This is a genomic window from Xanthomonas sp. NCPPB 1754, from assembly GCF_041475725.2.
Classification (GTDB): Bacteria; Pseudomonadota; Gammaproteobacteria; order Xanthomonadales; family Xanthomonadaceae; genus Xanthomonas; species Xanthomonas euvesicatoria.
Map to the genome: position 1 here is coordinate 4,071,269 of NZ_CM192982.1, position 24,820 is coordinate 4,096,088.

14 protein-coding genes and 1 pseudogene are annotated in these 24,820 nt (G+C 66.0%); 5 read left to right on the top strand and 10 right to left on the bottom strand.

Going from position 1 to position 24,820, the window contains the following annotated elements:
• Window positions 1–131: 131 nt before the first annotated feature.
• The 6 genes and pseudogenes from ACCQ15_RS17475 to xerD form a co-directional block, all read right to left on the bottom strand.
• Window positions 132–2,021 (bottom strand): S8 family peptidase, encoded by a 1,890-nt coding sequence (locus ACCQ15_RS17475; RefSeq protein WP_372380847.1) that lies wholly within the window; start codon window positions 2,019–2,021, stop codon window positions 132–134.
• A gap of 102 nt (window positions 2,022–2,123) precedes the next feature.
• Complete coding sequence (locus tag ACCQ15_RS17480; protein ID WP_372380848.1) at window positions 2,124–5,321, bottom strand: YadA-like family protein; 3,198 nt, start codon at window positions 5,319–5,321, stop codon at window positions 2,124–2,126.
• 647 nt (window positions 5,322–5,968) lie between these two features.
• Window positions 5,969–10,015, bottom strand: a complete 4,047-nt coding sequence (purL, locus tag ACCQ15_RS17485) for a phosphoribosylformylglycinamidine synthase (protein WP_372380849.1) — start codon at window positions 10,013–10,015, stop codon at window positions 5,969–5,971.
• A 325-nt stretch (window positions 10,016–10,340) separates the two neighbouring features.
• Window positions 10,341–11,138: a DsbC family protein gene (locus tag ACCQ15_RS17490; protein WP_008571787.1), complete on the bottom strand. Its 798-nt coding sequence runs from the start codon at window positions 11,136–11,138 to the stop codon at window positions 10,341–10,343.
• 227 nt (window positions 11,139–11,365) lie between these two features.
• Window positions 11,366–11,595, bottom strand: a pseudogene (locus ACCQ15_RS17495) (hypothetical protein); the annotation flags it as partial.
• A 24-nt stretch (window positions 11,596–11,619) separates the two neighbouring features.
• Entirely contained in the window at window positions 11,620–12,591 is a 972-nt protein-coding gene (gene xerD, locus ACCQ15_RS17500; protein WP_136733931.1) for a site-specific tyrosine recombinase XerD, read from the bottom strand.
• 355 nt (window positions 12,592–12,946) lie between these two features.
• Here xerD and ACCQ15_RS17505 point away from each other — a divergent pair, with 355 nt between their 5' ends.
• Entirely contained in the window at window positions 12,947–13,414 is a 468-nt protein-coding gene (locus ACCQ15_RS17505; RefSeq protein ID WP_372380850.1) for an RDD family protein, read from the top strand.
• 110 nt (window positions 13,415–13,524) lie between these two features.
• Here ACCQ15_RS17505 and ACCQ15_RS17510 read toward each other — a convergent pair whose 3' ends face one another.
• Genes ACCQ15_RS17510 through lptF form a run of 3 tightly spaced genes read right to left on the bottom strand, consistent with a single transcriptional unit; the run spans window position 13,525 to window position 16,014 of the window.
• Entirely contained in the window at window positions 13,525–13,824 is a 300-nt protein-coding gene (locus ACCQ15_RS17510) for a hypothetical protein (RefSeq protein ID WP_014091062.1), read from the bottom strand.
• A 4-nt stretch (window positions 13,825–13,828) separates the two neighbouring features.
• Window positions 13,829–14,935 (bottom strand): LPS export ABC transporter permease LptG, encoded by a 1,107-nt coding sequence (lptG, locus tag ACCQ15_RS17515; protein WP_014091063.1) that lies wholly within the window; start codon window positions 14,933–14,935, stop codon window positions 13,829–13,831.
• Window positions 14,932–16,014: an LPS export ABC transporter permease LptF gene (gene lptF, locus ACCQ15_RS17520; RefSeq protein ID WP_008571793.1), complete on the bottom strand. Its 1,083-nt coding sequence runs from the start codon at window positions 16,012–16,014 to the stop codon at window positions 14,932–14,934. Before lptF ends, lptG begins: the two co-directional genes overlap by 4 nt.
• A 107-nt stretch (window positions 16,015–16,121) precedes the next feature.
• Between lptF and ACCQ15_RS17525 the strand changes: the two genes are divergently transcribed.
• From ACCQ15_RS17525 to ACCQ15_RS17540, 4 genes are all read left to right on the top strand, one after another.
• A complete protein-coding gene (locus ACCQ15_RS17525; RefSeq protein WP_011348593.1) occupies window positions 16,122–17,594 on the top strand; it encodes a leucyl aminopeptidase in 1,473 nt (490 codons plus the stop codon).
• The gene (locus tag ACCQ15_RS17530) at window positions 17,594–17,965 is read left to right on the top strand and encodes a hypothetical protein (RefSeq protein ID WP_008571795.1); all 372 of its coding nucleotides are present in this window, start codon (window positions 17,594–17,596) and stop codon (window positions 17,963–17,965) included. The genes ACCQ15_RS17525 and ACCQ15_RS17530 overlap by 1 nt, the downstream gene beginning before the upstream one ends.
• Window positions 17,965–18,390 (top strand): DNA polymerase III subunit chi, encoded by a 426-nt coding sequence (locus tag ACCQ15_RS17535; protein ID WP_008571796.1) that lies wholly within the window; start codon window positions 17,965–17,967, stop codon window positions 18,388–18,390. Before ACCQ15_RS17530 ends, ACCQ15_RS17535 begins: the two co-directional genes overlap by 1 nt.
• 198 nt (window positions 18,391–18,588) lie before the next feature.
• Complete coding sequence (locus ACCQ15_RS17540; RefSeq protein ID WP_218555522.1) at window positions 18,589–21,510, top strand: valine--tRNA ligase; 2,922 nt, start codon at window positions 18,589–18,591, stop codon at window positions 21,508–21,510.
• Window positions 21,511–21,798: 288 nt separating this feature from the next.
• Here the strand turns inward: ACCQ15_RS17540 and ACCQ15_RS17545 are convergent, their stop codons facing one another.
• Window positions 21,799–24,678: a TonB-dependent receptor gene (locus ACCQ15_RS17545; RefSeq protein WP_372380851.1), complete on the bottom strand. Its 2,880-nt coding sequence runs from the start codon at window positions 24,676–24,678 to the stop codon at window positions 21,799–21,801.
• Between the last annotated feature and the right edge of the window lie 142 nt (window positions 24,679–24,820).

Genomic DNA, 24,820 nt, shown 5'->3' on the forward strand with positions numbered 1-24,820 from the left:
GCCGGTCAGATCTGCGGCCAACATGCCCCACAGCCAGCATGCGCGGTCGATCGGCGCGCGAGGTGGCCGTGTTTCAGGCGTTCACCGCCAAGGAAATGACGATTTCGCCGAACCGATGGCGACGTGTCGGATCATTGGCGCGCCAGCAGGCTCACCGCGTCGAAACCGCTGCCTTCCAGCTTAAGGATGTAGGTGCCGGCACGCGGCGCAGTGAAGCGCACCGTCTGGCTGGTGCCGCGACGCGTGGACGCGCCGTCGTTGTCGGTGGCGGTGGGCTCGCGCCCGAATGCCACGTACAACCCCGCCTGGCCGCTGCCACCGAAGCTGATGAAACTCAGCACCGCACCCGCCTGCGCTTGGAACGTGAACACCCCCGCATCGCCCGACAGATTGGAGATGCCGCTTTGGACCACGCCATTACGCAGAGGCTGCGCATCCACCTGACACCCCACATCGCCCCTATCGCAGCGACGTAACGCGCGCGCAACTGCGGCTCCGGCATCCACGATGCCGGCCCCGGCCGGCGTTGCCACCGGAATCGACACCGGGAATGCGCGCGCAGTGCGCTTGAGCAGGCTCTCCATTGCGGCCGGCGACAACGGCGGTTTGCCGTCGGCGATCAATGCGCTCTGCACCAATGCGGCGGTGCCGGCCACATGCGGCGACGCCATCGAGGTGCCGGCGTAACGCGTGCCGCCATAGGTGAACTGCCCGGAGGTTGGTGTGGTTTTGCCGGTGTAGAGGGTTTGCCAAACAAAACTGCGGACCGGGCCATCGTTGGTGATGAAGGACATCGAGCTGCCGCCCGGGCCGGCCAGGTCGATCTGACGGCCGAAATTGCTGTAATCGGCAAGCGCACCGGTTGCGCGTGTGGCGGCAACGGCAATCACATTGGCGCAGTTGGCGGGAGTCGTCGTCGATACATCGGCCGTTGAATTACCCGCCGCCACCACCACGGTGGTGCCGCGCGCCACTGCGCCATCGATCGCGGCCTGCATTGCCGAACCGCATGCGCCGCCACCGCCCAGGCTCAGGTTGATCACTTCGGCCGGATCGCGGTTGTCCGGTACGCCATCGACGTGACCGCCGGACGCCCAGACGATGGCATCGGAGATGTCGGAGAGTCGCCCGCCGCAGTGCCCGAGCACGCGCACCGGCAGCACTTTCGCCCTGTAGGCGACGCCTGCCCCGCCAATGCCGTTGTTGGTGGCTTCGGCAACCGTGCCGGCCACGTGCGTGCCGTGCCAGCTGCTGTCGCTGGCCACCGAGAACAGCCCGCAGTCGCCGTCTTCGGCGATCCAATCGCCGAGGTCCAGTGCGCCGGGCACACGCTCGGCCGTGGCGCGACGCGAGAAGAACGGGTCGGTGATGAAGTCGTAGCCGGTGAGCAGATTGCCGGCCAGGTCCGGATGATCGGGCAGGACGCCGGTATCCAGTACCGCCACCACCACGCCTTCGCCCTGCGTGGTTTTCCAGGCTTGGGCGACGTCGATGCCACCCACCGGGTCGATGAGATGCCATTGATTGGTTTGCAGCAGCGGATCGTTCGGCAATGCGCCGCTGGTTTGCAGCGGATACATGCGCAGATCTACCTGCGCCGATTCGACCGCCGGGTCTGCGCTCAATTCCTGCACAAGCCGGTCGGCATCGGCACGACTGAGCTGGGCGGGCAATTTGATCAGTTCGCCGCCCGCGGCAAGCGTGCGCAGATAGGTTGGCGCTGCGGTGGCACTGGTGCGTGCGGCAGGCGCAAGACGGACGGATGCGCGCGAGGCGGCCGCACTGACTGCCGCCGAGGCACTGCGGCCGATATCGCGCGCGGTACCGACCTGCCCGCTGCGGTAGCGGACGATGATTCTGTCAACCGGCGCATTGGCCATGGCCTGTTGGCGTTGGGCATTGGCTGCTGCCGCATCGGCGTTGGCGTTGGCGTTGGCGTTGGCGGCCAACGCTGTACTGCACGAGGCCGCCAGGACACAGCAGGCAAGCACAAGGACCTGCGTAGAAGAACTCTGGATCACGATGGGATTCCTTCGAGGTGAGTGCGAAAGGGCATGACGAAGAAAGCGCGCCGCCCGGCAACGGGCGGCGGGAATGCATGCGACCGCGTGGCCGTGCTGCGGCTACCAGCCGAAACCGGCGCCCAGCCCAACCGATCGGTCATCGCCGCTGAGTGCGCCGCCCACGGTGAGGGTGGCGCGCGGGCTGATCGCACGCTGGTAGCCCACCGACAACGCCGACTCGCCGTTCTGGAAACCGACACCGGCACCGATGCGGTTCTGCGAGGCGATACCGGCCACGCTGGCGGACATGTTCAACATCGCCGAGCTCATCGCGCCCTGGCGATCCAGGCGACGGTTCTGCCGGCGCAGGCGGTCTTCGATATCGCCCTGGTAGCTTTCGAAGCTGTCGGCCATCGCGTTGTAGCGGCTGTCGGTGTAGCTGTTGGCGGCGGCAACGCCGCTGTCCAACTGGCCCTTGTTGACCGCATCGGTGGCACGCGTACCGGCCGCCACATTGGCCACCTGACGCTCGCCGCCCACGCTGCCCACCGACACCGTGTTGGCACGGTCGGCAACCGAGCCCTGGCCCAGTGCGACGGCGCCTTGTGCCGTGGCACGGGCGCCCTGGCCGATCGCCGTGCCCGACGCGGCCGTCACCTGCGCGCCTTCGCCCATCGCCACGGCATTGGTCGCCACCGCCGCGATCTGCGTATTGGCACCCACCGCCGTACTGCCGTCGGCATTGACGCGGGCATTGCTGCCGATGGCGGTGTCGTTGGGGCCATGCGCATACGCGCTGCCGCCAATGGCCGTGCCGGTGACGTCGTTGGCCACTGCTGCCGTGCCCACTGCCGTGGACGTGGCCGCCGGCGTGATGCTGCCGTCCACGGCAGCGGTGGGCGTGCCCTGCACCGCCGTGCTTGCGGAAAGCCCAGTTGCAGTGGCCGTCGCTGCAGACGACAAGGCACTGTCGGCTGTGGCGTCGGTTGCCAGCGCTGCCGGCTGCACGCCATCGGCTGTTGCGTCGACCGCTGCAGTGCGCGCCGTTGCCAGGCGTGCGACAGATGCACGTGAGGCAGCTGTTGCCGCGCCGCCTCGGGCATCCAGCTCGCTGACCTTGCTGTCCAACGCCGTCAGTGCCGCACCGACGTTGTTGTAGCTGGCCCCCTGGATCACGTAGGTCGGCGCAACAAATACGCCTTGCGCACCGATCGCCGCACCGCCGCCGAGGAAGCTGGCCGCATTGCTCAACGACTGGAACAACTGGCCGCCATTGATTGCATCGGTGCTGGCACTGGCAATCGTGCCCGCACCCACATTGACGATACGGCGCGTGGCCGGGCCGCCGCGGCCATTGCCGCTGCCCACCGACACCGTATTGGCATCGTAGGTGCGCGAGCCCGAGCCCAGAGCCACCGAATCGGCACCGCTGGCGCCAGCATTCGCGCCCAGTGCCACGGCATTGCTGCCGCTTTCGCGGACGAAGGAGTTGTAGCCCAGCGCAACGCCGTTTTCGCCGACGGAATTGGTCTGCCGGCCCATCGCGGTGCTGTTCACGCCGCTGGCGCTGCTGTCCGCCCCTATCGCGCTGGCGCCGGTGGCCGCGGCACGGCTGCCGGAGGCAATCGCTACGCTGCGCTCGCCGGCAGCAACCGCACGGCTACCCAACGCAGCACTGCCCTGGCCAACGCTGGAGGCATTGAAGCCCACCGCGGTGGCAGATGCGCCAAGCGCGCTGCTTGCGCCACCCAGTGCCATGGCGCCCTGTCCCTGCGCAGATGCCGCCGCTGCGTACGTGGTGGCCGGCGTCACTGCCAGATAGCCATCAATGCGTGACGTGGCGGCGCGCACCGTATCGAGCTGGGCCACATTCACCGCATCGGTGGCTTCGGTACCGGCTGCAACGCTGGTGATCTGGCGCGTCAAGCCGGCTTGCACATCGCCGACCGACACCGTATTGCTGCGAAACGCATAGGAGTGCGCACCCAGCGCAACCGCGCTGGATGCCGAACGATTCCAGGCATCGTCGACCCAGGATCCCACCTTCGCGCCGTAACCGATCGCCACGGCATCCACGCCGTTGGCCTGCGCGTCCGCACCAATGACGGTGCTGTCGCCATTGAACTGCGAGGTCATCGCACGCGCGCCTAACGCCACGCTATTTTCGTTGTAAGCGGTGCTGCCATGTCCGATCGAGATGCCGCCATCGCCGGACGCCAGGGCAAAGCCGCCCAATGACACGGTGCGTGGTGCGAACGACCCGGCGCTGTGCCCGATCGCTACCGCATCGGTATTGCCGGGCGCATTCGGAAACACGTTGGAATCGTAGCCAATGGCAATCGCATAATCGGATTGGCTTTGCGCACCCGAGCCCAGCGCAATGCCGCCAAGACCGGTCGCTGCGGTAATCGAGCCGAAGTTGCTGACGCCGCCCACGACAACGCTCTGTGCTCCGCTGGCCAATGCGGTGTCGCCAACTGCGACGCTACTGGCACCGTCGCTTCGCGCCCTGTAACCGAATGCGGTCGAGGTGTCTGCGCTGGCGCGCGAGGAATAACCGCCGGCAGTGGAAAGAAAGCCACTGGCGCTGGAAAGCCCGCCCACGGCGGTGGCACCGTCGCTGGAAGTCTGTGCGCGATACCCCAGCGCCGTGCTCTGCACGCCACTGGCGCTGGCGCCGCTGCCGATGGCGCTGGCATACGGCGTGCCCGCTACCGCACCACCGCCCACAGCCGTGGCGCCCACACCTGAGGCCTGCGTGGCCTGTTCGCGTTGGCCGATGACGAAGCCGTTGGCATCGTAATCAAACACGGTCGTTACGCCGCCAACCGCAATCGCCGATTCTCCCGCGGCCGCAGCGTTATGACCGATCGCGGTCGCGTCGCGGTCCAAGGCCAGGCTTCCACCGCCCAATGCCATGGTTCCATCGCCTAGCGCATTGCTCGCATTGCCCAATGCCAGCGCATCCTCGCCGTCCGCGAATGCCGGGATCTGCGCATCGGCGGCGGATATTGCTGCCACTTGCGTGGCACTGTCGTTGGCTCCTGCAGTAGCGACCTGAGCCACCGTGCCCGCCTCGCCCGGGCACTGTCGCCTGCCATCGATCACCTGGCACTGCGTGGTCGCTGCCGCCGGCGTGGTCGTGGCGCAGGCCGCCCCGGCCATGCCGAACAACACGATCACCATTGCCGTGGCCAGCACTCCGCCGGCATGGTCGCGCGGCAGTCTCCCCTGCGTATTTCCCACCGTGCGAGCACGCGTCACCGTTTGGTCGTGAGCACAAGACGCGCGACCAGCCTCCAGATAAATTCGCTTCATTAACGCCTAACTCCCCATTTTGGTCTGGTGTGTAAAAAACCGACCACCGCACGAACAGATCGCACGGTCCCCCTGAGGTTTTATATTCGCGCGCACTTGCTTCAGCGATGGAGTTTTCCACCGCGAAAGATTCAACACAGTAAATAAAAAGATGCAGAGATCGAAAGATCGATAACGCCGGATGAATTTATTGAAAAAACCAACTTTCAAATGCGATTGCCGTCACACATAGCACGCAATCAGTCATGCGAAATAAATAACTAATACTTTTGTTAGTTATTTCAAAATGACCAGGTGCCGATTAATTATTTAGTCCCATCTTCGCTGCCACTACAAAAATAGTCTCGAAAAAATTTCGAGGCGCACTTGGCTAATCGCGCGACCATCGTCATCGAGCCGCTCCATCGCCTGATTCGAGCGCGCCACACGCGCCACCGGTCGCGTGTGCCCGATGCTGGCGAGGCCGGCAACCACGCATGGGTTTGCAATGGGCACCGCGCAATGGAGTGGTAGCGGCAGCGCGCGACGAGCCTGCAACCGATTCCAATTGCAGATTCAGCGCGCCTGCCAAAACGACAACGGCCGTGTGCATCGCTGCACACGGCCGTCGGATCATGCGTCAGCGGCTGCCGATCAGCCGCACGCCATCAACCGCACCACACCCGCGCGTTGCGGAACATCCGCAGCCACGGCGAGTCGTCGCCCCAGTCGGCCGGGTGCCAGCTGAGGTTTGCGCTGCGTGGCGTACGCTCCGGGTGCGGCATCAGGATGGTGACGCGGCCGTCGCTGCTGGTCAGCCCGGTGATGCCGTCCGGGGAACCGTTCGGATTGAGCGGGTACTGCGAGGCCACCCCACCATCGCCATCGATGTAACGCAGCGCCACGCGTGCAGCGGCCTGGTCCACGGCGCTATCGAACGCTGCGCGGCCTTCGCCGTGCGCCACCGCCACCGGAATCCGCGAGCCCGCCATGCCGCGCAGGAAGATCGACGGCGACTCCACCACTTCCAGCAGCGCGGTGCGCGCCTCGAACTGCTCGCTGCGATTGCGCAAAAAGCGCGGCCAATGCTCGGCACCGGGAATGATGTCCTTGAGCTGGCTGAGCATCTGGCACCCGTTGCACACACCCAGCGCGAACGTATCGCTGCGTGCAAAGAACGCGGCGAACGCATCGCGCAACGCCGAGCGTTCCAGGATGGATGTCGCCCAGCCGCGGCCGGCGCCCAGCACGTCGCCGTAGCTGAAACCGCCGCACGCCGCAAAGCCCACGAACTCGCCCAGGTTCACGCGGCCCTCGATCAGGTCGCTCATGTGCACGTCGTAGGGACGGAAACCGGCGCGCTCGAAGTTGTAGGCCATCTCGATCTGCCCGTTGACGCCCTGCTCGCGCAGGATCGCCACCTTGGGCCGCGTACCGGTGGCCACGAACGGCGCCGCCACATCGTCGGAAGGGTCGAACACCAGCTTCGGACGCAGGCCTGGCGCCTTGAAATCGCGTGCCAGCGCGCGCTCCTCATCGGCGCTGTCCGGGTTGTCGCGCAGCTTCTGCATCGCATGGGTCACCGACCACCACGCGTCGAACAACTCTTCCCAGCGCCACTCGGCCAGCACGCGGCCCTGCCCGCTCACGCGGATGCGCGGCGTGCCGGTGGGGCGCGCGATGCGCTGCGCGCATTCGGTCAATGCGTGGCGCTCGACCAAGTCGGCGAACGCGGCGCGGTCTTCGCTGTCGATCTGCACCACGGCGCCCAATTCTTCGTTGAACAGGCTGCGGAACGCATCGTCGCCCCACGCATCCAGCGTGATATCCAGGCCCTGCCGCGACGCAAACGCCATCTCGCACAACGCAGCAAACGCACCGCCATCGCTGCGATCGTGATACGCCAGCAACAGCCCGGCCTCGCGCGCGTCGCGGATCAATTCGAAGAAACTGCGCAGACGCTGCGCATCGTCCAGATCCGGCGCCTCGCCGCCGAACGCCGGCAGCGCGCTGTCGTCGGCATACACCTGCGCCAGCACCGACCCGCCCAGCCGCTGCTTGCCGCCCCCCAGCCCGATCAACCACAGCTCGCTGTCTTCCCCGCTGCGCAGCAACGGGGTCAGCTGCGTGCGCACATCGGTCACCGGCGCGAACGCACTGATGATCAACGAGACCGGCGAAACGCTTTTGTGAGAGACGGGATTGGAGATTGGAGATTGGGGATTCGCAACAGCGGCGGATTCCGGTGTGTTGCCAATCCCGAATGCCGAATCACCAATCCCGGCTTCAGCCCACTGCGACTGCATCGACAGCGAATCCTTGCCCACCGGAATGCTCAGCTCCAGCGCCGGGCACAACTCCATGCCGATGGCGCGCACCGCGTCGTACAGCAACGCGTCTTCGCCGCTGTGGCCGGCGGCGGCCATCCAGTTCGCCGAGAGCTTGATGCTGTCCAGCCGCTGCACCGGTGCCGCGCACAGGTTGGTGATGGCTTCGCCCACGGCCATGCGCGCGGATGCGGCGGCATTCAACAGCGCCAGCGGGGTGCGTTCGCCGATCGACATCGCTTCGCCTTCGAAGGTCTCGAAGCCGGCCAGCGTGATCGCGCAATCGGCCAGCGGCAGCTGCCACGGGCCGATCATCTGCTCGCGTGCGGTCAGCCCGCCCACGCTGCGGTCGCCGATGGTGACCAGAAAGCTCTTGGACGCCACGGTGGGATGCGCCAGCACACGCAAACCGGCCTGCTGCAGGTCCAGCGACGCGGTCTGCAGCACCGGCCACCTGGGAGCGGCCGGATGCGCGGCATCGCGATGCATCTTCGGCGCCTTGCCGAAGAGGACGTCCATGGGCAGGTCGATCGGGAGCTGGGATTCGGGATTCGGGATTCGGGATTGGTTAGAAGCGGCATCGGTTGCCGGCAATGCGCCGTTGCGAATCCCGAATCCCGAATCTCCAATCCCGTTATCCAGGACGCCATACCCCACCACCAGCCGCTCCTCTTCCGTGGCCACACCGACGGCGGCAAACGGGCAGCGTTCGCGGGCGCAGATGGCGGCGAACTCTTCCAGGCGCGCCTGCGGCACGCCGAGCACGTAGCGTTCCTGCGATTCGTTGCACCACAGTTCCAGCGGCGACAGCGACGGGTCGTCGGTGAGCACGCGGCCCAGGTCGATGATGCCGCCCACCCCTGAATCGTGCAGCAGCTCGGGAATGGCGTTGGACAAACCACCCGCGCCCACATCGTGGAACCAGCGGATCGGGTTATCCACGCCCAGCGCCACGCAGCGGTCGATGACCTCCTGGCAGCGGCGTTCCATCTCCGGGTTTTCGCGTTGCACGCTGGCAAAATCCAGCGCCTCGGCGCTGTCGCCGGCCGCCACCGAACTGGCCGCACCGCCGCCCAGGCCGATCAGCATCGCCGGGCCGCCGAGCACGATCACCGCATCGCCCGGCTGCAGGCGCAGCTTTTCCACCTGGTTGCGATCGATCGCGCCCAGGCCACCGGCCAGCATGATCGGCTTGTCGTAGGCGCGGGTCAGGCCCTGGCCTTCGGCCAGCTCGAAGCTGCGGAAATAGCCGAGCAGGTTCGGGCGACCGAATTCGTTGTTGAACGCGGCGCCGCCCAGCGGGCCGTCGAGCATGATGTCCAGCGCCGGCGCCATGCGCGGGTTCAGCGCGCGCGGCGCTTCCCACGGCTGCGGCAGGGTCGGAATGCGCAGATGCGAGACCGAAAACCCGGTCAGCCCGGCCTTGGGCTTGCCGCCGCGCCCGGTGGCGCCTTCGTCGCGAATTTCGCCGCCGGCACCGGTGGCCGCGCCGGGGAACGGTGCGATCGCGGTCGGGTGGTTATGCGTTTCCACCTTGATCGCAAACGCCGACGGCAGCACCGCTTCGCTGCGGTATTGGCCGGTGGCTGGATCCGGGCGATAGCGCGCGGCCGGCACGCCTTCCACCACCGCCGCGTTGTCGCTATAGGCCGACAAGGTGTGCTGCGGGGTCTGCTGATGGGTGTGCTTGATCATGCGGAACAGCGAGCGCTCCTGCGGCTTGCCGTCGATGGTCCAGCTGGCATTGAAGATCTTGTGCCGGCAATGCTCGGAGTTGGCCTGGGCAAACATCATCAGTTCGACGTCGGCCGGGTCGCGGCCCAGCGCGCCGAAACGTTCGCGCAGGTAGTCGATCTCGTCCTGCGCCAGCGCCAGGCCCAGGTCGCGGTTGGCCTGCTCCAGCCCATCCAGCGGCACGCGCTGCAACTGGCCCGGGTCGGGCACGTTGAACAGCGCTTCGGCGGCAGCGGCCGAACCGAGCAGCGATTGCGTCATCGGGTCGTGCAGCAGTTTGGCCACAGCGGCCTGGGCGGCCGCGTCGTCCGGCCAGCCGGCCAGGTCGATGCGGGTGCCGCGCTCCACGCGCTGGATCGGCTGCCCGGCCCCGCGCACCAGCTCGGTGGCCTTGCTCGACCACGGCGACAAGGTGCCCAGGCGCGGCACCACGTAGCGCGAGGAGGCATCGGCATCGCGCGCGGCGGGCGCGGCGTTGGCCTGCAGGATCCGCTGCAAGGTGGCCTGGTCGGGCGACTGCCCGGCCTCGGCACGGATGAAGTACACGTGCCAGGCGCCAGTGATACGCAGCGCGGGAACGAGGGTTTGCAGGCGGGTTTCGAGCCGAGCGCGGCGGAACGGCGAAAGGGCGGAAGCGCCCTCGAGGACCATCATGTCCGGGGAACCGTGTCAGAAACGGGGCTGCAGATTGTAACGGAGCTGATGGATCGACGCCGGACCGGGCGTGCGATGGCCGGGAATCGGGAATCGGGAATCGGGAATGGGGAATCGGGAATGGGGAATCGTCGGGCGGGAGCGTTGTCGCCGCTTCCGTGCCAGAGAGTGGCGCCGGCCAGCATGAAGGAGGCGGCCAGATGGCGGCTACCCCTCAGAAACGGCAAAGGCCCGGATGCAGTCGCACCTGGGCCCTTGTCGTTGCGCAAACGACCACCGCAACGTCGCCATCGGCGACGCCACGATGATCAGAGCCGAGACGGCCTCAGCGGCTGCCGCCTGCCGTGCTCACGGCACGCTTTTCCAGCGCCTCACGCAACTGCGCTGGCGGCAGGTAGCCACCGAGCTGGGTGCCGTCGGGCGCGAAGATCGCCGGCGTTCCGTTGACGCCCAGGCGCTGGCCAAGGTTGTATTCCATCGACACCGGGTTCTTGCAGTCCTTGGAGGCGACCGGCTGACCCGACTTGGCAGCGGTGAGCGCCTGCTTGCGATCGGCAGCGCACCACACCGCAATCATTTCCTTATGGTCCTGGCTGCCCAGGCCCATGCGCGGGAACGCGAGGTATTCCACCGCGATGCCCTGCTTGTTGAGCTCGCCGATCTCGCTATGCAACTTGCGGCAGTAGCCGCATTCCACATCGGTGAAGACGGTGACGGTGTACTTCGGGTTGGCCGGCGCGAACACGATGCGGTCGGCCTTGGGCACGGTGTCAAGCTGCTTGCGGCGGTAGGCCAGCAAGCCCGGGCTGGCGGCGAACTGCTTGTTCTGGATGTCGAACGGCTGCGCCTGGATCAGGTAACGGCCGTCGTCGCTGACGTATAGCACCTGCCCGCCGACGACCACTTCGCGGAAGCCGGGGAACGGCGCAGCACCGATGTAATCGGGCTTGAAATCCGGGTCCAGCGCCTTGAGCGCCGTGCTCACGCGCTGGTCCACCGTGCCGGTGGCGGCGGGCGCGGCGGCGGGCTTGGCGCCGGCAGTGCTTGCCGCAGGCTGCGAGGATTGTGCGCAGGCGGTAAGGCTGATCGCGCCCAGCAGCGCGGCGATGGCAAGACGATACATTCACGCATCCAGATGGAATGAGGTGCCCAGATTCTCGCACAGCGCAGATGAAGCCTGGCCGCGGCCGCGACAGTTTGTGAACGCTGCAGGCACCCCGTTGCTGCACCTGTTGGACAGACGCAATACCGAGCGTGGCCTGCCGGGTCTGGCGGCGGGCTCGGCACTTTCGCCGTCGCAAGGCGCCTTGAAGGTGCCCGTAAGCGTCGTCCCCCCGCTCTGATTGTTTCCTGGAGTGCACCGCCGCGTGACGTCCGGCGCTGAGCGTCAGCTCGAGGTATGACAACCAGGAGGTCACGCCAGCCGATGCCAGCCTGACCGGCAACGCCGCCGGAGCCGCCGAGCGTGTCTGGCGAGCCCCCCAGCAACGTCGGCTGGCGTTGTTGGTGCGGCCGCCAGCGCGGCGATGACCTGTTGGCAGTTCTGCCGCAACCGCGACAGGTGCGTCGCCGGCACGCATGCGCACGGCGGGGCGCTGGGCCGACTAACCGCGCGGATGATGGCTGGCGTGCAGTTTCTGCAGATGCTGGCGCGCCACCAGCGTGTAGATCTGGGTGGTCGACAACGAGCTGTGGCCCAGCAGCATCTGCAACGCGCGCAAGTCGGCGCCATGGTTGAGCAGATGGGTGGCAAAGCTGTGGCGCAGCCCATGCGGGCTGACCGTGTCCGGGTCGATACCCGCGACTGCTGCATAGCGTTTGACCAACGCCCAGAACTGCTGTCGGCTGAGCGGCTGACGCGCGGCGTCGATGAACAACGGCACCTGCCCGTCCACCGCCGCCACCGGCTTGTTTGCGGCCAGCAGCGGGCGCGCCTCGCGCAGGTAACGCTCCAGCCAATGCTGGGACTCCTCGCCCAGCGGCACCAGCCGGTCCTTGCTGCCCTTGCCGGTCACCCGCAGCACGCCCTGGCGCAGGTTCACCCCCACTGCCGGCAGGTTGACCAGCTCGCTCACACGCAGGCCCGCGGCGTACATCAACTCCAGCATGGCGCGATCGCGCAGGCCTGCCGGGGTGTCAACGTCCGGCGCAGCCAGCAAGGCCTCGATCTGACTTTCGGTCAAGGCCTTGGGCAGCGAGCGTGGCAGTTGCGGCGGGTCGATCAGGGCGGTGGGGTCGTCGCTGCGCACGCCATCGCGCAGGCACAGCCCGTAGAACGCACGCAAGGTCGACAACAGCCGCGCCGTGCTGCGCGGGGAATAATTGGCCTGGGTACGCCAGCGCAGATAGTCGAACAGGGCGGCACGGTCGATGCCGAGCAAGCCGCCATGTGCGCCGTCGCGCCAACGCGCCAGCCCTTCCAGGTCGCGCCGATAACTCTCCAGGGTCTGCCGCGCCACGCCTTGCTCGGCCCAGAACCGGTCGAGAAACCGTTCGATCACGCTGGCATCGGCCGCCTGCACCGGTGGCAGCTGGCGGGCAAGTTGGCGGCGTTCGGCGGGACTGCTGGCAGACATCGCCACAGCATAAAACGCGGCGCGCGTTTTGAGCGCCGATGCGCGTGGGTTGCCGGTAGGTGTGTTGCCTGCGCGCGCGGGGCGGTAGATGTGCGCGTCATTGTTCTGCCTGATCAGCACGCGTCGGCCGCAGGCGCAAAGGCGACCCGGATCGCGACGCCAGCGCCGCCATGGCCGGTAGGTCCCGGCATGGGCATGCGCCCGATTGAACACGCCGAGTCTGCGCACCAGCCGTCGCGCCAGGATGCGGTTGATCGCCGTTCGATGCGTGGCGTGCGTCAGCGCGTGCAGGCACCAGAGCGCGGCTACTGCAGCGCGGCGTTGCGCCGTGCTTGGCGACCGTTATGCTCGCGCCATGACCTCGATCCCTTCGCCTCGCGTTGCGCGCCCCCCTGCCCTGGTGGGCTGGCGGCTGCTGGCGTTGTGGTACGACGCCTGGCCGGTGCTGGCGCTGTCGATGCTGATCTCCACCGTGTTCACGCTGGGCTTTACGCTCGCCGGGCACCCCGCGCGCGAAAACATCGCGCCTTTCAGCGGCTGGCAATGGCTGTTGTGGCTGTGCTGCTGGATCGCCGCAGGTATCTACGCCACCGTGAGTTGGCGGCGCGGCGGGCAGACGCTGGGCATGCGCCCCTGGCGGCTGCGCTTGATCGACCCACAGGTGTCATGGCGTGCGCTGTGGATCCGCTATGCCGTCGGCACCTTGTCGCTGGCGCTGGGCGGGCTGGGGTTCTGGTGGGCGTGGCTGGATCGCGACCGGCTGACCTGGCACGACCGTGCGAGTCACACACGGCTGGAACGGATTGCCAGGCCATTGAAGTAATCAGGTCGGCAGTCCATCACCCGCATATCCAGGCTCCGGCATGTTCCATGCATGCGACTTGCACCTGGAGTGGGATGGGGCCGGCGGCAGTGACCAAGCCAGGCTGCGGCTTATTTGGCGCCCAAGAAGACGCGCGCAATCAGCCACTGAAACGCATGCCCAACTGCATACAGCACTGCCAGAAATGGCGGAACCAACAACGCATAACTTGTCGCCCAAGGCATGTTGGTCAACCAGGCATCCGCGTGGAGAGCATCCAGTGCGATCAGCTGAGGCGTCAACGGCAGTTGCAGCAGAACGAAGTGGCCCTTGGGATCGCCCTGAGCGCTGAGCGCTCCCCACACGCAAAAAGCAGCCGCCGCCAGATATAGCAGGCAGAGCGCCACACCCAACACGCTTACCCGCCGCATGCGCTCAGCTACTACGCCTGCGGAACAACCACGCCGACACACCCAGCATCACCATGGGCGGCAGCGCATAGGCAATGCGGTAATCCAGCTTGAGGGCGCCGGCCATGCGGCCGAAGAACAGCTGCAGCAGCCAGAAACCCAGCGCGAACAGGATGCCCAGGAACAGGCGCTTGCCCAGGCCACCGCTGCGCAGCGAGCCGAACGAGAACGGGATTGCCGCCATGCACAGCGCCAGCACGTTGAGCGGATAGAACCACCGGCTCCAGTACTGATCTTCGTAATCGCGCGCGTCCAATCCATTGCGGCGACGGTATTCGATGCTCTGCTCCAGATCGTGCGCAGAAAGATTGCGCGGCTTGGCCAGGCCAGCGGCCAGCGCGGCAGGATTCAGTTGCGACTGCCACGGCAATTCGGGAAAGGTTTCGCGCTGCACCGAGCGTTCCTGGAAGGTGTCGCGACGGACCTGACGCAGGGTCCAGCGGCCGTCGCGGTGTTCGGCCACCGAGGCGTAGGTCAACTGCTGCATCCTGCCACTGGAATCAAGGTGGTAGAGCCGCACATCGTGTAGATCGAGTGCGGTGCCACCGCCATCGAGCAGCTTCTCTTCACCGCTCAATGCATTGAGGAAGGTGTCGCCCTCGCGTGCCCACAGCCCGGCGTAGCGCGAAGACGCCATATCGCTGTTGAAGCGGGCACTGGCCTTGAGCGTGTCGGCCTGGTTCTGTGCCCACGGCCCGATGGTTTCGCCACTGATCACCATGCTGGCGGTCAGCAGCGCCATCGCTGCGACGACCGAGGCGGACATGCGCTTGCGCGACACGCCCAGCGCGCGCAGCGCCGTCAGCTCGGAGGTGGCGGCCAACTGGCCCAGGCCCATCAGCGCGCCAATCACCGCGGCAGTCGGGAACAAGGTATAGGCCCGGCGCGGCACGGTGTAGGCCACGTAAGCCACCGCGTGCCCGAAGGTGTAGCTGCCCTGCCCGATGTTCTTGGCTTCGCTGGCGAAGGCGTTGACCAGATCCAGCCCCAGCAGCACCGCCCAGGTCAGCAGCACGGTGAACAGCACCACGCGACCGACATACCAATCGTGGACCCGCGGCGTCAGCTTCATGCGCGCGCCCCCGGCCGACGCACGCGGCCATCGCGCGCATACGCCCACACCGCCACGGCCAGCAGCGGCAGCGTCAACCACCACAGGCCCAGCGCCGCCGGAGTCTTGCCATTGGCGATCCACTGGGTGCCGACGATCATCAGATTGGTGCCCACCATGTAGGCCAGAAACGCCAGCATGATCCGGCCATAACGCTGTTGCCGCGGCGCACTGCGCGACAACGGCAAGGTGAGCAAGGCAAACGCCAGTGCCAGCAACGGCGGCGCAAGGCGCTCATGCAGCTGGGCGCGCGCGGCAGGGCGCTCGTCGGACAGCAGCTGGGTGGTCCACATCACTTCGGGGTCGTTGGCATCGTGCACGCGGGTGCGGTCTGGCAGGGCGATATCGCTGCTGGCGAACTTCATCAAGCGGTAGTCCAGGGTCGCGCCGCTCGCCGGGCCCTCGGTGCGGTAGCCATCGTCCAGGCGCAGGTAACGGTCGGTCTTGCCTTCGAAGAACATGGCGCCGCGGTCGGCGGTGACCACATCGATGCGGTCGTTCTGCTGGCGCTGCATGAAGACCTTGCCCAGGCCCTTGCCATCGGCAGAGATCGTTTGCAGGTAGACCACCCCGCCGCCGGACAACGGCGTGAACTGGCCCGACTCCAGGCCGGCCATCAGCACGCTGCGGTTGGCATCTTCCAGCATCGCCTCGGCGGTACGGCTCGCCCAGGGGCCCAGCCACAGCGAGCACAACCCAATCACCACCACCACCGGCACCACCAGCATCAGCATCGGCCGCAGCATGCGCCTGGGGCCCACGCCAATGGCGGTAATGACGGCCATTTCTGAATCGCGGTACAGCCGCGCCAGTGCCAGCAGCAGGCCCAGCATCAAGGCCAGCGGCAGGATGATGGGCAGATACGCCACGAATTGCAGCCCTACCTGCGACAGCAACAAGCGCGCCGGGATGCGGCCGTCGGCGATATTGCCGAGGATATCCACCAGCACGCCGCCGACGCTGACGACCAGCAGCACGATCAAGGTGGCCAGGAAGCTCTGGGTGAAATCGCTAAGCAGGTATCGATCGAGCTTCGGCATGGGGTGGGCTTGTTTTAAACTCTCGGATTCGTTCGCGGCGCCGCCAGCCTAGTCCGGTTGGCGTAAACAGCCCGCGATTGTACGGATTTGCCTACGGAATCTGATCAATGGCCCTGCAATTCACCCTGAACCAAGACGCGCCGGCAAGCGCTGCCGTCGACTGCATCGTGGTTGGCGTGTTCGCCGACAAGACCCTTTCGCCCGCTGCCCAGGCGCTGGACAGCGCCAGTCAGGGTCGCTTGACGGCCTTGGTCGCGCGCGGCGACGTGGCCAGCAAGACCGGCAGCACCACGCTGCTGCACGACCTGCCCGGCGTCACCGCGCCGCGCGTGCTGGTGGTCGGCCTGGGCGAAGCCGGCAAGTTCGGCGTGGCGCCCTACCTCAAGGCCGTCGGCGATGCGACCCGCGCGCTGAAGACCGGCGCGGTCAGCACCGCCCTGCTCACCCTGACCGAACTCAGCGTCAAGGCCCGCGATGCGGCCTGGAACATCCGCCAGGCGGTGACCGTTAGCGACCATGCCGCCTACCGCTACACCGCCACACTGGGCAAGAAGAAGGTGGACGAGACCGGCCTGACCACCCTGGCGATTGCCGGCAACGACGCCCGCGCGCTCGCCGTGGGCGTGGCTACCGCCGAAGGCGTGGAATTCGCCCGCGAGCTGGGCAACCTGCCGCCGAACTACTGCACCCCGGCCTACCTGGCCGAGACCGCCGCGGCATTTGCCGGCAAGTTCCCGGGTGCCGAAGCCGAGATCCTGGACGAGGCGCAGATGGAAGCGCTGGGCATGGGCTCGCTGCTGTCGGTGGCACGCGGCTCGGCCAACCGCCCGCGCTTGATCGTGCTGAAGTGGAACGGCGGCGGCGACGCGCGCCCGTACGTGCTGGTCGGCAAGGGCATCACCTTCGATACCGGCGGCGTCAACCTCAAGACGCAGGGCGGCATCGAGGAAATGAAGTACGACATGTGCGGTGGCGCCAACGTCATCGGCACCTTCGTGGCCACGGTCAAGGCCGAGCTGCCGATCAACCTGGTGGTGGTGGTGCCGGCGGTCGAGAACGCCATCGACGGCAACGCGTACCGCCCGTCGGACGTGATCACCAGCATGTCCGGCAAGACCATCGAAGTCGGCAATACCGATGCCGAAGGCCGCCTGATCCTGTGCGATGCGCTGACCTACGCCGAGCGCTTCAACCCCGAGGCGCTGGTGGACGTGGCCACGCTGACCGGCGCCTGCATGGTGGCGCTGGGTCACCAGACCGCCGGGCTGATGAGCAAGCACGACGACCTGGCCAACGAACTGCTGGCCGCCGGCGAACACGTGTTCGACCGCGCCTGGCGCCTGCCGCTGTGGGACGAATACCAGGGCCTGCTGGATTCCACCTTCGCCGACGTCTACAACATCGGCGGCCGCTGGGGCGGCGCCATCACCGCCGGCTGCTTCCTGTCGCGCTTCACCGAGAACCAGCGCTGGGCGCACCTGGACATCGCCGGCGTGGCCAGCGACGAAGGCAAGCGCGGCATGGCCACCGGTCGCCCGGTCGGTCTGCTGACCCAGTGGTTGCTGGATCGCGCCGCCTGATGTCGCCGCGCGCTGCACTGGCGCTCATCGCTGGCTTCTCCGTCGTGAACGGAGCCGCCAGCGCGGTGCCGGGCTGGACCAGCCCCGGCATCGATCTGCTCTGGATCGTCGTGCAGCTGTTGCTGTTGTTTGTGTGGCTGGCGGCCGACAGCCGCCGGCTTGGCTACCGCCGGCCGGCCTGGATGAATATCGGCATCGTGGCCTTGGCCGTGCTGTTCCTGCCGGTGTACCTGTACCGTTCGCGCCCGCCCGGGCGCCGCCTGCGCGCATTCGGCGGCCTGCTGTTGGCCGTGCTCGGCTGTGCGGCCCTGTTCGTGGCCGCCGGCATGACCACCGAATTGTTGCTCTCCTCCCGCTTTGTGACCGCCTGATGCCCCGTGCCGACTTCTACCTGATCGCCAAGCCGCGCTTCCTCAACGAACCGCTGCGGCTGGTCTGCGAGCTGGCGCGCAAGGCCAACGACGCCAACCTGCCCACCTTGATCCTGGCCCGCGATACGCAGCAGGCCGAGGCGCTGGACGACCTGCTGTGGGCGTTCGACGACGAGGCCTACGTGCCGCACCAGATTGCCGGCACCGATGAGGAAGACGAACTGGCCCCGGTGCTGATTGCCGCCCCGGAGTTCGCCGCCCCCTCGCGCCCGCTGGTGATCAACCTGCGCGACGACCCGTACCTGGGCGCCTGCGACCGCGTGCTCGAAGTGGTGCCGGCCGACCCCGCTGCCCGCGAACCGCTGCGCGAACGCTGGAAACAGTACAAGGCCCTGGGCCTGGAACTGACCAAGTACGACATGTGAGTGCGGCGGGGATTGGGGAGTTGGGATTGGGGATTCGTAAAGCAGATCTTGCGTCTCCAACGACTGCATCCAACCTCAGACAGCCGATCTTCGCTCCGCAGCACGAACACCGACGTTGACGAGTGGATTGCCGGTGACTCTCGCCGGCCCCATGACGCAACCAATCCCGAATCCCGAACAACGAATCCCGGCGCCCCTATGACCACCCTCGCCTCCAGCTACGACCCCTCTTCCTTCGAATCGCGCCTGTACGCGCAGTGGGAGGCAGCCGGTTATTTCGTGCCGTCCGGCAAGGGTGAGCCGTACACCGTGTTGCTGCCGCCGCCCAATGTCACCGGCACGCTGCACATGGGCCATGCGTTTCAGCAGACGCTGATGGATGCGTTGGTGCGCTATCACCGCATGCGCGGTTACGACACCTTGTGGCAGGTGGGCACCGACCATGCCGGGATCGCCACCGAGATGGTGGTCTCGCGCAATCTGGCGCTGGAAGGCAAGGGACAAACGCGCGATTCGCTGGGGCGCGAGGGCTTCATCGCCAAGGTGTGGGAGTGGAAGGCCGAATCCGGCGACACCATCGAGCGCCAGATGCGCCGGCTGGGCACCTCCAGCGATTGGTCGCGCAGCACCTTCACCATGGACCCGCAACCGTCGGCGGCGGTCAACGAAGCGTTCGTGCGCTGGTACGAGCAAGGCCTGATCTATCGCGGCCAACGCCTGGTCAACTGGGACCCGGTACTGAAGACCGCAATCTCCGATCTGGAAGTGGAAAACGTCGAAGAAGACGGCTTCCTGTGGTCGATCCGTTACCCGCTGGCCGATGGCGTCAGCTACGAACACGTCGAGCACGATGCCGACGGCAACGAGACGCTGCGCGAAACCCGCGATTATCTGGTGGTGGCCACCACGCGCCCGGAAACCATGCTGGGCGATACCGCGGTGATGGTGCACCCGGAAGATGCGCGTTATCTCACGCTGCATGACGCCCGCATCGTGTTGCCGCTGACCGGCCGGCACGTGCCGGTGATCACCGACGATTACGTCGACCGCGCCTTCGGCACCGGCGTGGTCAAGGTCACGCCGGCGCATGACTTCAACGATTACCAGGTGGGCGTGCGGCACTCGCTGCCGATGATCAACATCCTCACGCCAGAGGCAAAGATTATCGGCCTTTCTAGCTATCGCGAGCGTCGTGATACTGAAAACCCCCGTGAGCCAATTTTGACCTTGGAGCGCGACGCTCTACCTTTCGACATAGGAATTCCAGAGAAGTATTGGAATCTTGATCGTTATGAAGCTCGCAAACTTGTCCTAGCTGATCTAGAGGACGAAGGTCGATTGGTCGAAACCAAGCCACACAAGCTGCAGGTGCCGCGCGGCGATCGCACCGGCCAGGTCATCGAGCCCTACCTCACCGACCAGTGGTTCGTGAAGATGGACGCGCTGGCCAGGCGCGGCCTGGAGCTGGTCGAAAGCGGCCAGATCAAGTTCGTGCCGCCGAACTGGATCAACACCTATCGCCACTGGATGGAGAACATCCAGGATTGGTGCATCAGCCGCCAGCTGTGGTGGGGCCATCGCATTCCGGCGTGGTTCGACGAGGCCGGCAAGTGCTACGTGGGCCATGACGAAGCGCAGGTGCGCGCCAAACATGGCCTGGGTGCGGAGATTGCGCTGCACCAGGACAGCGACGTGCTGGAAACCTGGTTCTCCTCGCAGCTGTGGCCGTTCTCCACGCTGGGCTGGCCGGATGCGCAGGCGATGGCCGAGCGCGGCTTCGAGCGTTATCTGCCTTCAAGCGTGCTGGTGACCGGCTTCGACATCATCTTCTTCTGGGTGGCGCGCATGATCATGGCCACCGACAGCTTCACCGGCCAGGTGCCGTTCCGCGATGTCTACATCACCGGCCTGATTCGCGATGCGCAAGGCCAGAAGATGTCCAAGTCCAAGGGCAACGTGCTCGATCCGCTGGATATCATCGACGGCATCAGCATCGAGGATCTGGTCGCCAAGCGCACCCATGGCCTGATGCAGCCGCGCATGGCCGAGAAGATCGAAAAAGCCACGCGCAAGGAATTCCCGGACGGCATCATCGCCCACGGTGCCGATGCGCTGCGCTTCACCATCGCCGCGCTGGCCACGCATGGCCGCGACATCAAGTTCGATCTGGGCCGCGCCGAGGGCTACAAGAACTTCTGCAACAAGCTGTGGAACGCCACGCGCTTTGTGTTGATGAACACCGAAGGCGCACGCTTTACCGGCGTGCCGCAGCCGCGCACCGAAGCGGAAAAGTGGATTTTGGCGCGCCTGGACAAGGCCACCGCAGAAACCCACGCGCATTACGCCAACTATCGCTTCGACCTGCTCGCGCAGTCGTTGTACGAATTCGCCTGGAACGCGTTCTGCGACTGGTTCGTGGAGCTGGCCAAGCCGGCGCTCAACAACCAGGACGCCGACGCGGCCGCCAGCACGCGCCACACGCTGCTGTATGTGCTGGAGTCGTTGCTGCGCCTGTTGCACCCGCTCACCCCGTTCGTCACCGAAGAGTTGTGGCAGCATGTCGCGCCGCGCCTGGGCATCACCACTGCGACGATCTCGTTGCAGAGCTTCCCGCAGCCCGGCGATGTCGACACCAGCAGCTATGCCACCGCTGAAGCCGATGTCGAATGGCTCAAGTCGATGGTGTCGGCGCTGCGTCGCGTGCGCAGCGAATTGAACGTGCCACCGTCCAAGCAGGTGCGCCTGCTGCTGCAGGCCGGCACTGCCGACGACCGCCCGCGCGTTGCCCGCTTCGCCTCGCAGCTGTCGTTCCTGCTCAAGCTCGAACGCATCGACTGGCTGGACGCTGGCCAGGACACACCGCCGTCGGCCGCCGCCATCGTCGGCGAACTCACGCTGCTGGTGCCGCTAGAAGGCCTGGTCGACATGGATGCCGAACGCACTCGCCTGGACAAGGAAATCAAGCGCGTGGAAGGCGAGATCGCCAAGTGCAACGGCAAACTCGGCAGCGCCACCTTCGTGCAGAACGCACCGGCCGCCGTGGTCGAACAGGAGCGTGCGCGCTTGAACGACTGGACCACGCAGCTCACCGGCCTGCGCGAGCAGCGCGCGAAGATCTGAAGCGGTTGACCAGCTGCTAGCATATCGAGGGCGTAGTGCCCTCGCCGATTGCGGGACCAGCCGCAGCATGTCCGTCATGTCTCGATTGCAGACATGCGCACCGACCAGCTCGACTGGTCCTTGCCCGCCCACCGTCGCGGAACCCTTGGCGGCATGGATGCCGCCAAGGAGCCTACAAGGACGTACTTGCGGCGTGTCCTGCGATGGTGGGCGGGCAAGGGCCCTGCAGGAAAGCCGCAGCGCCAATGCCCTTTCGCCAACGCATCGCACCAGCCAGGCGCTGTTGGACTAGAACTTCAAATCCACACGCGCATACCAGAAGCGTCCGCCGGGAATATCGTAGGTGGATGCGTCGTAACCATTGAGGGAGCACGACAGGCAGATCGGCGGATCCTTGTCGAAGACGTTGTTCAAGCCGGCCGTGAGTTGCAGGCCCTTGAGCCAATCGATGCGATAGCCCACCTGCGCGTCGTGATAGGTGATCGCATCCAAGCGGTTGGTTCCCACCGACGGATCCGAACACACCGCAAACTCCACCGCGTCACCGCACTGCTCGGTGAGCTTGGAAATGTGCCGCGCAGTCCACGAAGCCGTCCAGTTACCCAGCGACCAATCCAATACCGCGTTGCTGGTCCACTCCGGAATTGCGCTGTCCACCACCTCGATGCCCGGGCCTTGCGGCTGTCGCTGACCCGCCGCACCCAGCGCCTCGTAGCGGCCTACCAAGGTGTTCTGCCACGATAGCTTGAAGCGCCCGAATGCGGTTTGCGGCAAGGTCCAGAACAGATCCACGTCCCAGCCGTCGGTCTTGATCGAGCCCAGGTTGGTCAAGCGGTTATTGAAGGCGTTGATGCCGCCGGTGGATGCCCGCCCGATGCCATCGCAGTACAACGCATCCAGCGTATCCACGCACAGATCCAGCTGCGTCTGCGCATTGATCGCCTGGATCGCGCCATCCACATGATGGCGATAGAAGGTCACCTCCAGGTCGAGGCGGTCGGACCAGCTGGCATCGCTCGCAAATCCCGGGCTGAAGACGAAGCCCGCACTGAAACTGCGCGAACGCTCTGGATCGAGTTGCGCGTTACCGCCGGTGGTGACCGAGATCTGCTGGTTGGCCTGCTGATAACCGGCAGGCACACCGAGTGCTGCGCAGTTGGCCGCACTGCCGCGCGGCGCCGTACCGCCCAGACCGATCGAGCACGGGTCCGACAACTGCAGGTCCGCACGCGCCGCCGAACCGAACAGCTCGCCGATGGTGGGCGCCCGGAAGCCCTCGGCATAACTGGTGCGCAACACGAACTCATCGGTGACCTGCCAACGCAGGCCGTACTTGGGCGTGAATTCGCCACCGAATGTCGAATAGTCCGAATAGCGCCCGGCGATATTCAGATCGAGTTTGTCGCCCAATGCGGAGTTGGCGAAGATCGGAATATTGAGTTCGAGATAGGCTTCGTTGACGTCGTAGCTGCCTGCCGTGGGCAAGGAGGGCACGCCGTTGTAACGCCCGGCCACGGTGAGCGGATCGGGCCGATAAGTGCCTTCGTACTTGCGGTATTCGTAACCGCTGGCGAACGACACCGCACCGCCGGGCAACTGGAACAACTCGCTGCTGAGGTTGGCGGTGAACAGGCTCAATTCGTTCTGGCTGCGGTCGCGCACCACCGGTTGGATCCAGCGCAACATCTCCGGCGTGATGCTGCCGGCACCGCTGAAGATATCCAGCGGCACGCAGCCGGCCACGGCCGCGCAGGCAGCCGGGTCGCCCAGCGCCAGGTTGATGTTGTAGAGGTTGTAGCTGCCGTAGTTGGTCTGCTCGGCCTTGTTCTTGCTGTACATGCCGTTGACGTCCCAGAACCAGGTCCGCCCTGCGCCTTCGAACGTGCCGACCAGGCCGGTGCCGAAATATTGGGTATCGACCTGTTGCTCGTAACGCCGCGGCCCGCCTTCCACCGGCCTGCGACCGATCTGGATCAGATTGGTGGCCGAATCCAGATCGAATCCGAACGGGTTGAACGGATTGAGCGCGGAGATCACGATGTTGTCGGCCAGCGGGTTGCCGGTACCGGCATCGGGCCCGAGGAAGATGGGCTCCGGTGCGGCCTGGTTGGTCGATTCGCGCCGGTTGCCCAATGCCTTGACGTACCACTGCACGTCGTCGTTGAAGTAATAGCGGAACTGTGCAAACACGCCCTTGCGCTCGGACGGCGTCAGCAACAGGTTCTGCTCGGCAAAGTTGTAGCGGTCTGCGGTGCCGAAGCAGTGATAGTCGTCGCTGCGCGTGCAACCGCCGGTGCCATCGTATTGCGGTGTGCCCACGCCGGCATTGGGCGTGAGGTTCTGGCGCACGCCGGTGTTGGGATCGACGAACTGGAAGCGGCCATCCGGCGTTGCCGAGCTGGCGAAGGTCAGCCCGGTGCCAGGAATCGGGAAGCGGGCCTGCGCACGATCGCGCGCATAGATCGGATCCTGTTTGACGTAGCTGGCGCCCAAAAACAGGCTGAAATCCTCTCCGCTTTTACCCCAGGCCAGATCCATGCCCTGGTTGGCGCCATCGCCCTTGCCGTACTGCCCGTAGTTGAGCGTGACCTGCGCACCGTCGAACGTGCGACGGGTGATGATGTTGACCACACCGGCAATCGCATCCGAGCCGTACAGCGACGATGCGCCGTCTTCGAGCACTTCGATGCGCTCGACGATCGCCAGCGGAATGGTGTTGAGATCGGTCGACGAACCCACGCCGGAGGCGGAGGATTCATTGACCCAACGAATGCCATCCACCAGCACCAGCACACGCTTGGAACCGAGATGGCGCAGATCCACCTGCGCCGAGCCTGCACCCACGCCACTGCCATCGGGCGGAAAGCCGAAGTTGCCGGACGAATTGAACTTGGCATTGAGCGCCGAACCGGACGCGGTGAGCTCCTGCAGCACTTCGCCGATGGAGGTCAGGCCGGTGCGTTCGATATCGGCACGATTGAGCGTCTGGATCGGTACCTGGCCCTGCAATTCCGCGGTCTTGATGCGCGTGCCGGTGACCTGCACGCTGTCGAGCGTGCGCGTGTTCGGTGCGGCCTCGGGCTGTTGCGCCCAGGCCAGTGTGGGAATCAGACACAACGACAACTGCACGGCCAGGCATGACCGACGGGGGCCAATCAGACGCTTCATCCTTTCTCTCTCCAGAAGGATTCTTGAGTGTCCGCACGCCCCCGTGCCCTGCGGTCCTTCCCAATTCTTAAATGAAACATTAACGCACCGCAACTGGCGGTGCAGCAGCGCACCGCGCGGCAGCGGTCGCAACAAGTTGTCA

Coding starts and splice junctions, on each gene's coding strand:
- ACCQ15_RS17480 (WP_372380848.1), bottom strand. CDS start 5,321: ATGAAGCGAATTTATCTGGAGGCTGGTCGCGCGTCTTGTGCTCACGAC.
- purL (WP_372380849.1), bottom strand. CDS start 10,015: ATGATGGTCCTCGAGGGCGCTTCCGCCCTTTCGCCGTTCCGCCGCGCT.
- ACCQ15_RS17490 (WP_008571787.1), bottom strand. CDS start 11,138: ATGTATCGTCTTGCCATCGCCGCGCTGCTGGGCGCGATCAGCCTTACC.
- xerD (WP_136733931.1), bottom strand. CDS start 12,591: ATGTCTGCCAGCAGTCCCGCCGAACGCCGCCAACTTGCCCGCCAGCTG.
- ACCQ15_RS17505 (WP_372380850.1), top strand. CDS start 12,947: ATGACCTCGATCCCTTCGCCTCGCGTTGCGCGCCCCCCTGCCCTGGTG.
- ACCQ15_RS17510 (WP_014091062.1), bottom strand. CDS start 13,824: ATGCGGCGGGTAAGCGTGTTGGGTGTGGCGCTCTGCCTGCTATATCTG.
- lptG (WP_014091063.1), bottom strand. CDS start 14,935: ATGAAGCTGACGCCGCGGGTCCACGATTGGTATGTCGGTCGCGTGGTG.
- lptF (WP_008571793.1), bottom strand. CDS start 16,014: ATGCCGAAGCTCGATCGATACCTGCTTAGCGATTTCACCCAGAGCTTC.
- ACCQ15_RS17525 (WP_011348593.1), top strand. CDS start 16,122: ATGGCCCTGCAATTCACCCTGAACCAAGACGCGCCGGCAAGCGCTGCC.
- ACCQ15_RS17530 (WP_008571795.1), top strand. CDS start 17,594: ATGTCGCCGCGCGCTGCACTGGCGCTCATCGCTGGCTTCTCCGTCGTG.
- ACCQ15_RS17535 (WP_008571796.1), top strand. CDS start 17,965: ATGCCCCGTGCCGACTTCTACCTGATCGCCAAGCCGCGCTTCCTCAAC.
- ACCQ15_RS17540 (WP_218555522.1), top strand. CDS start 18,589: ATGACCACCCTCGCCTCCAGCTACGACCCCTCTTCCTTCGAATCGCGC.
- ACCQ15_RS17545 (WP_372380851.1), bottom strand. CDS start 24,678: ATGAAGCGTCTGATTGGCCCCCGTCGGTCATGCCTGGCCGTGCAGTTG.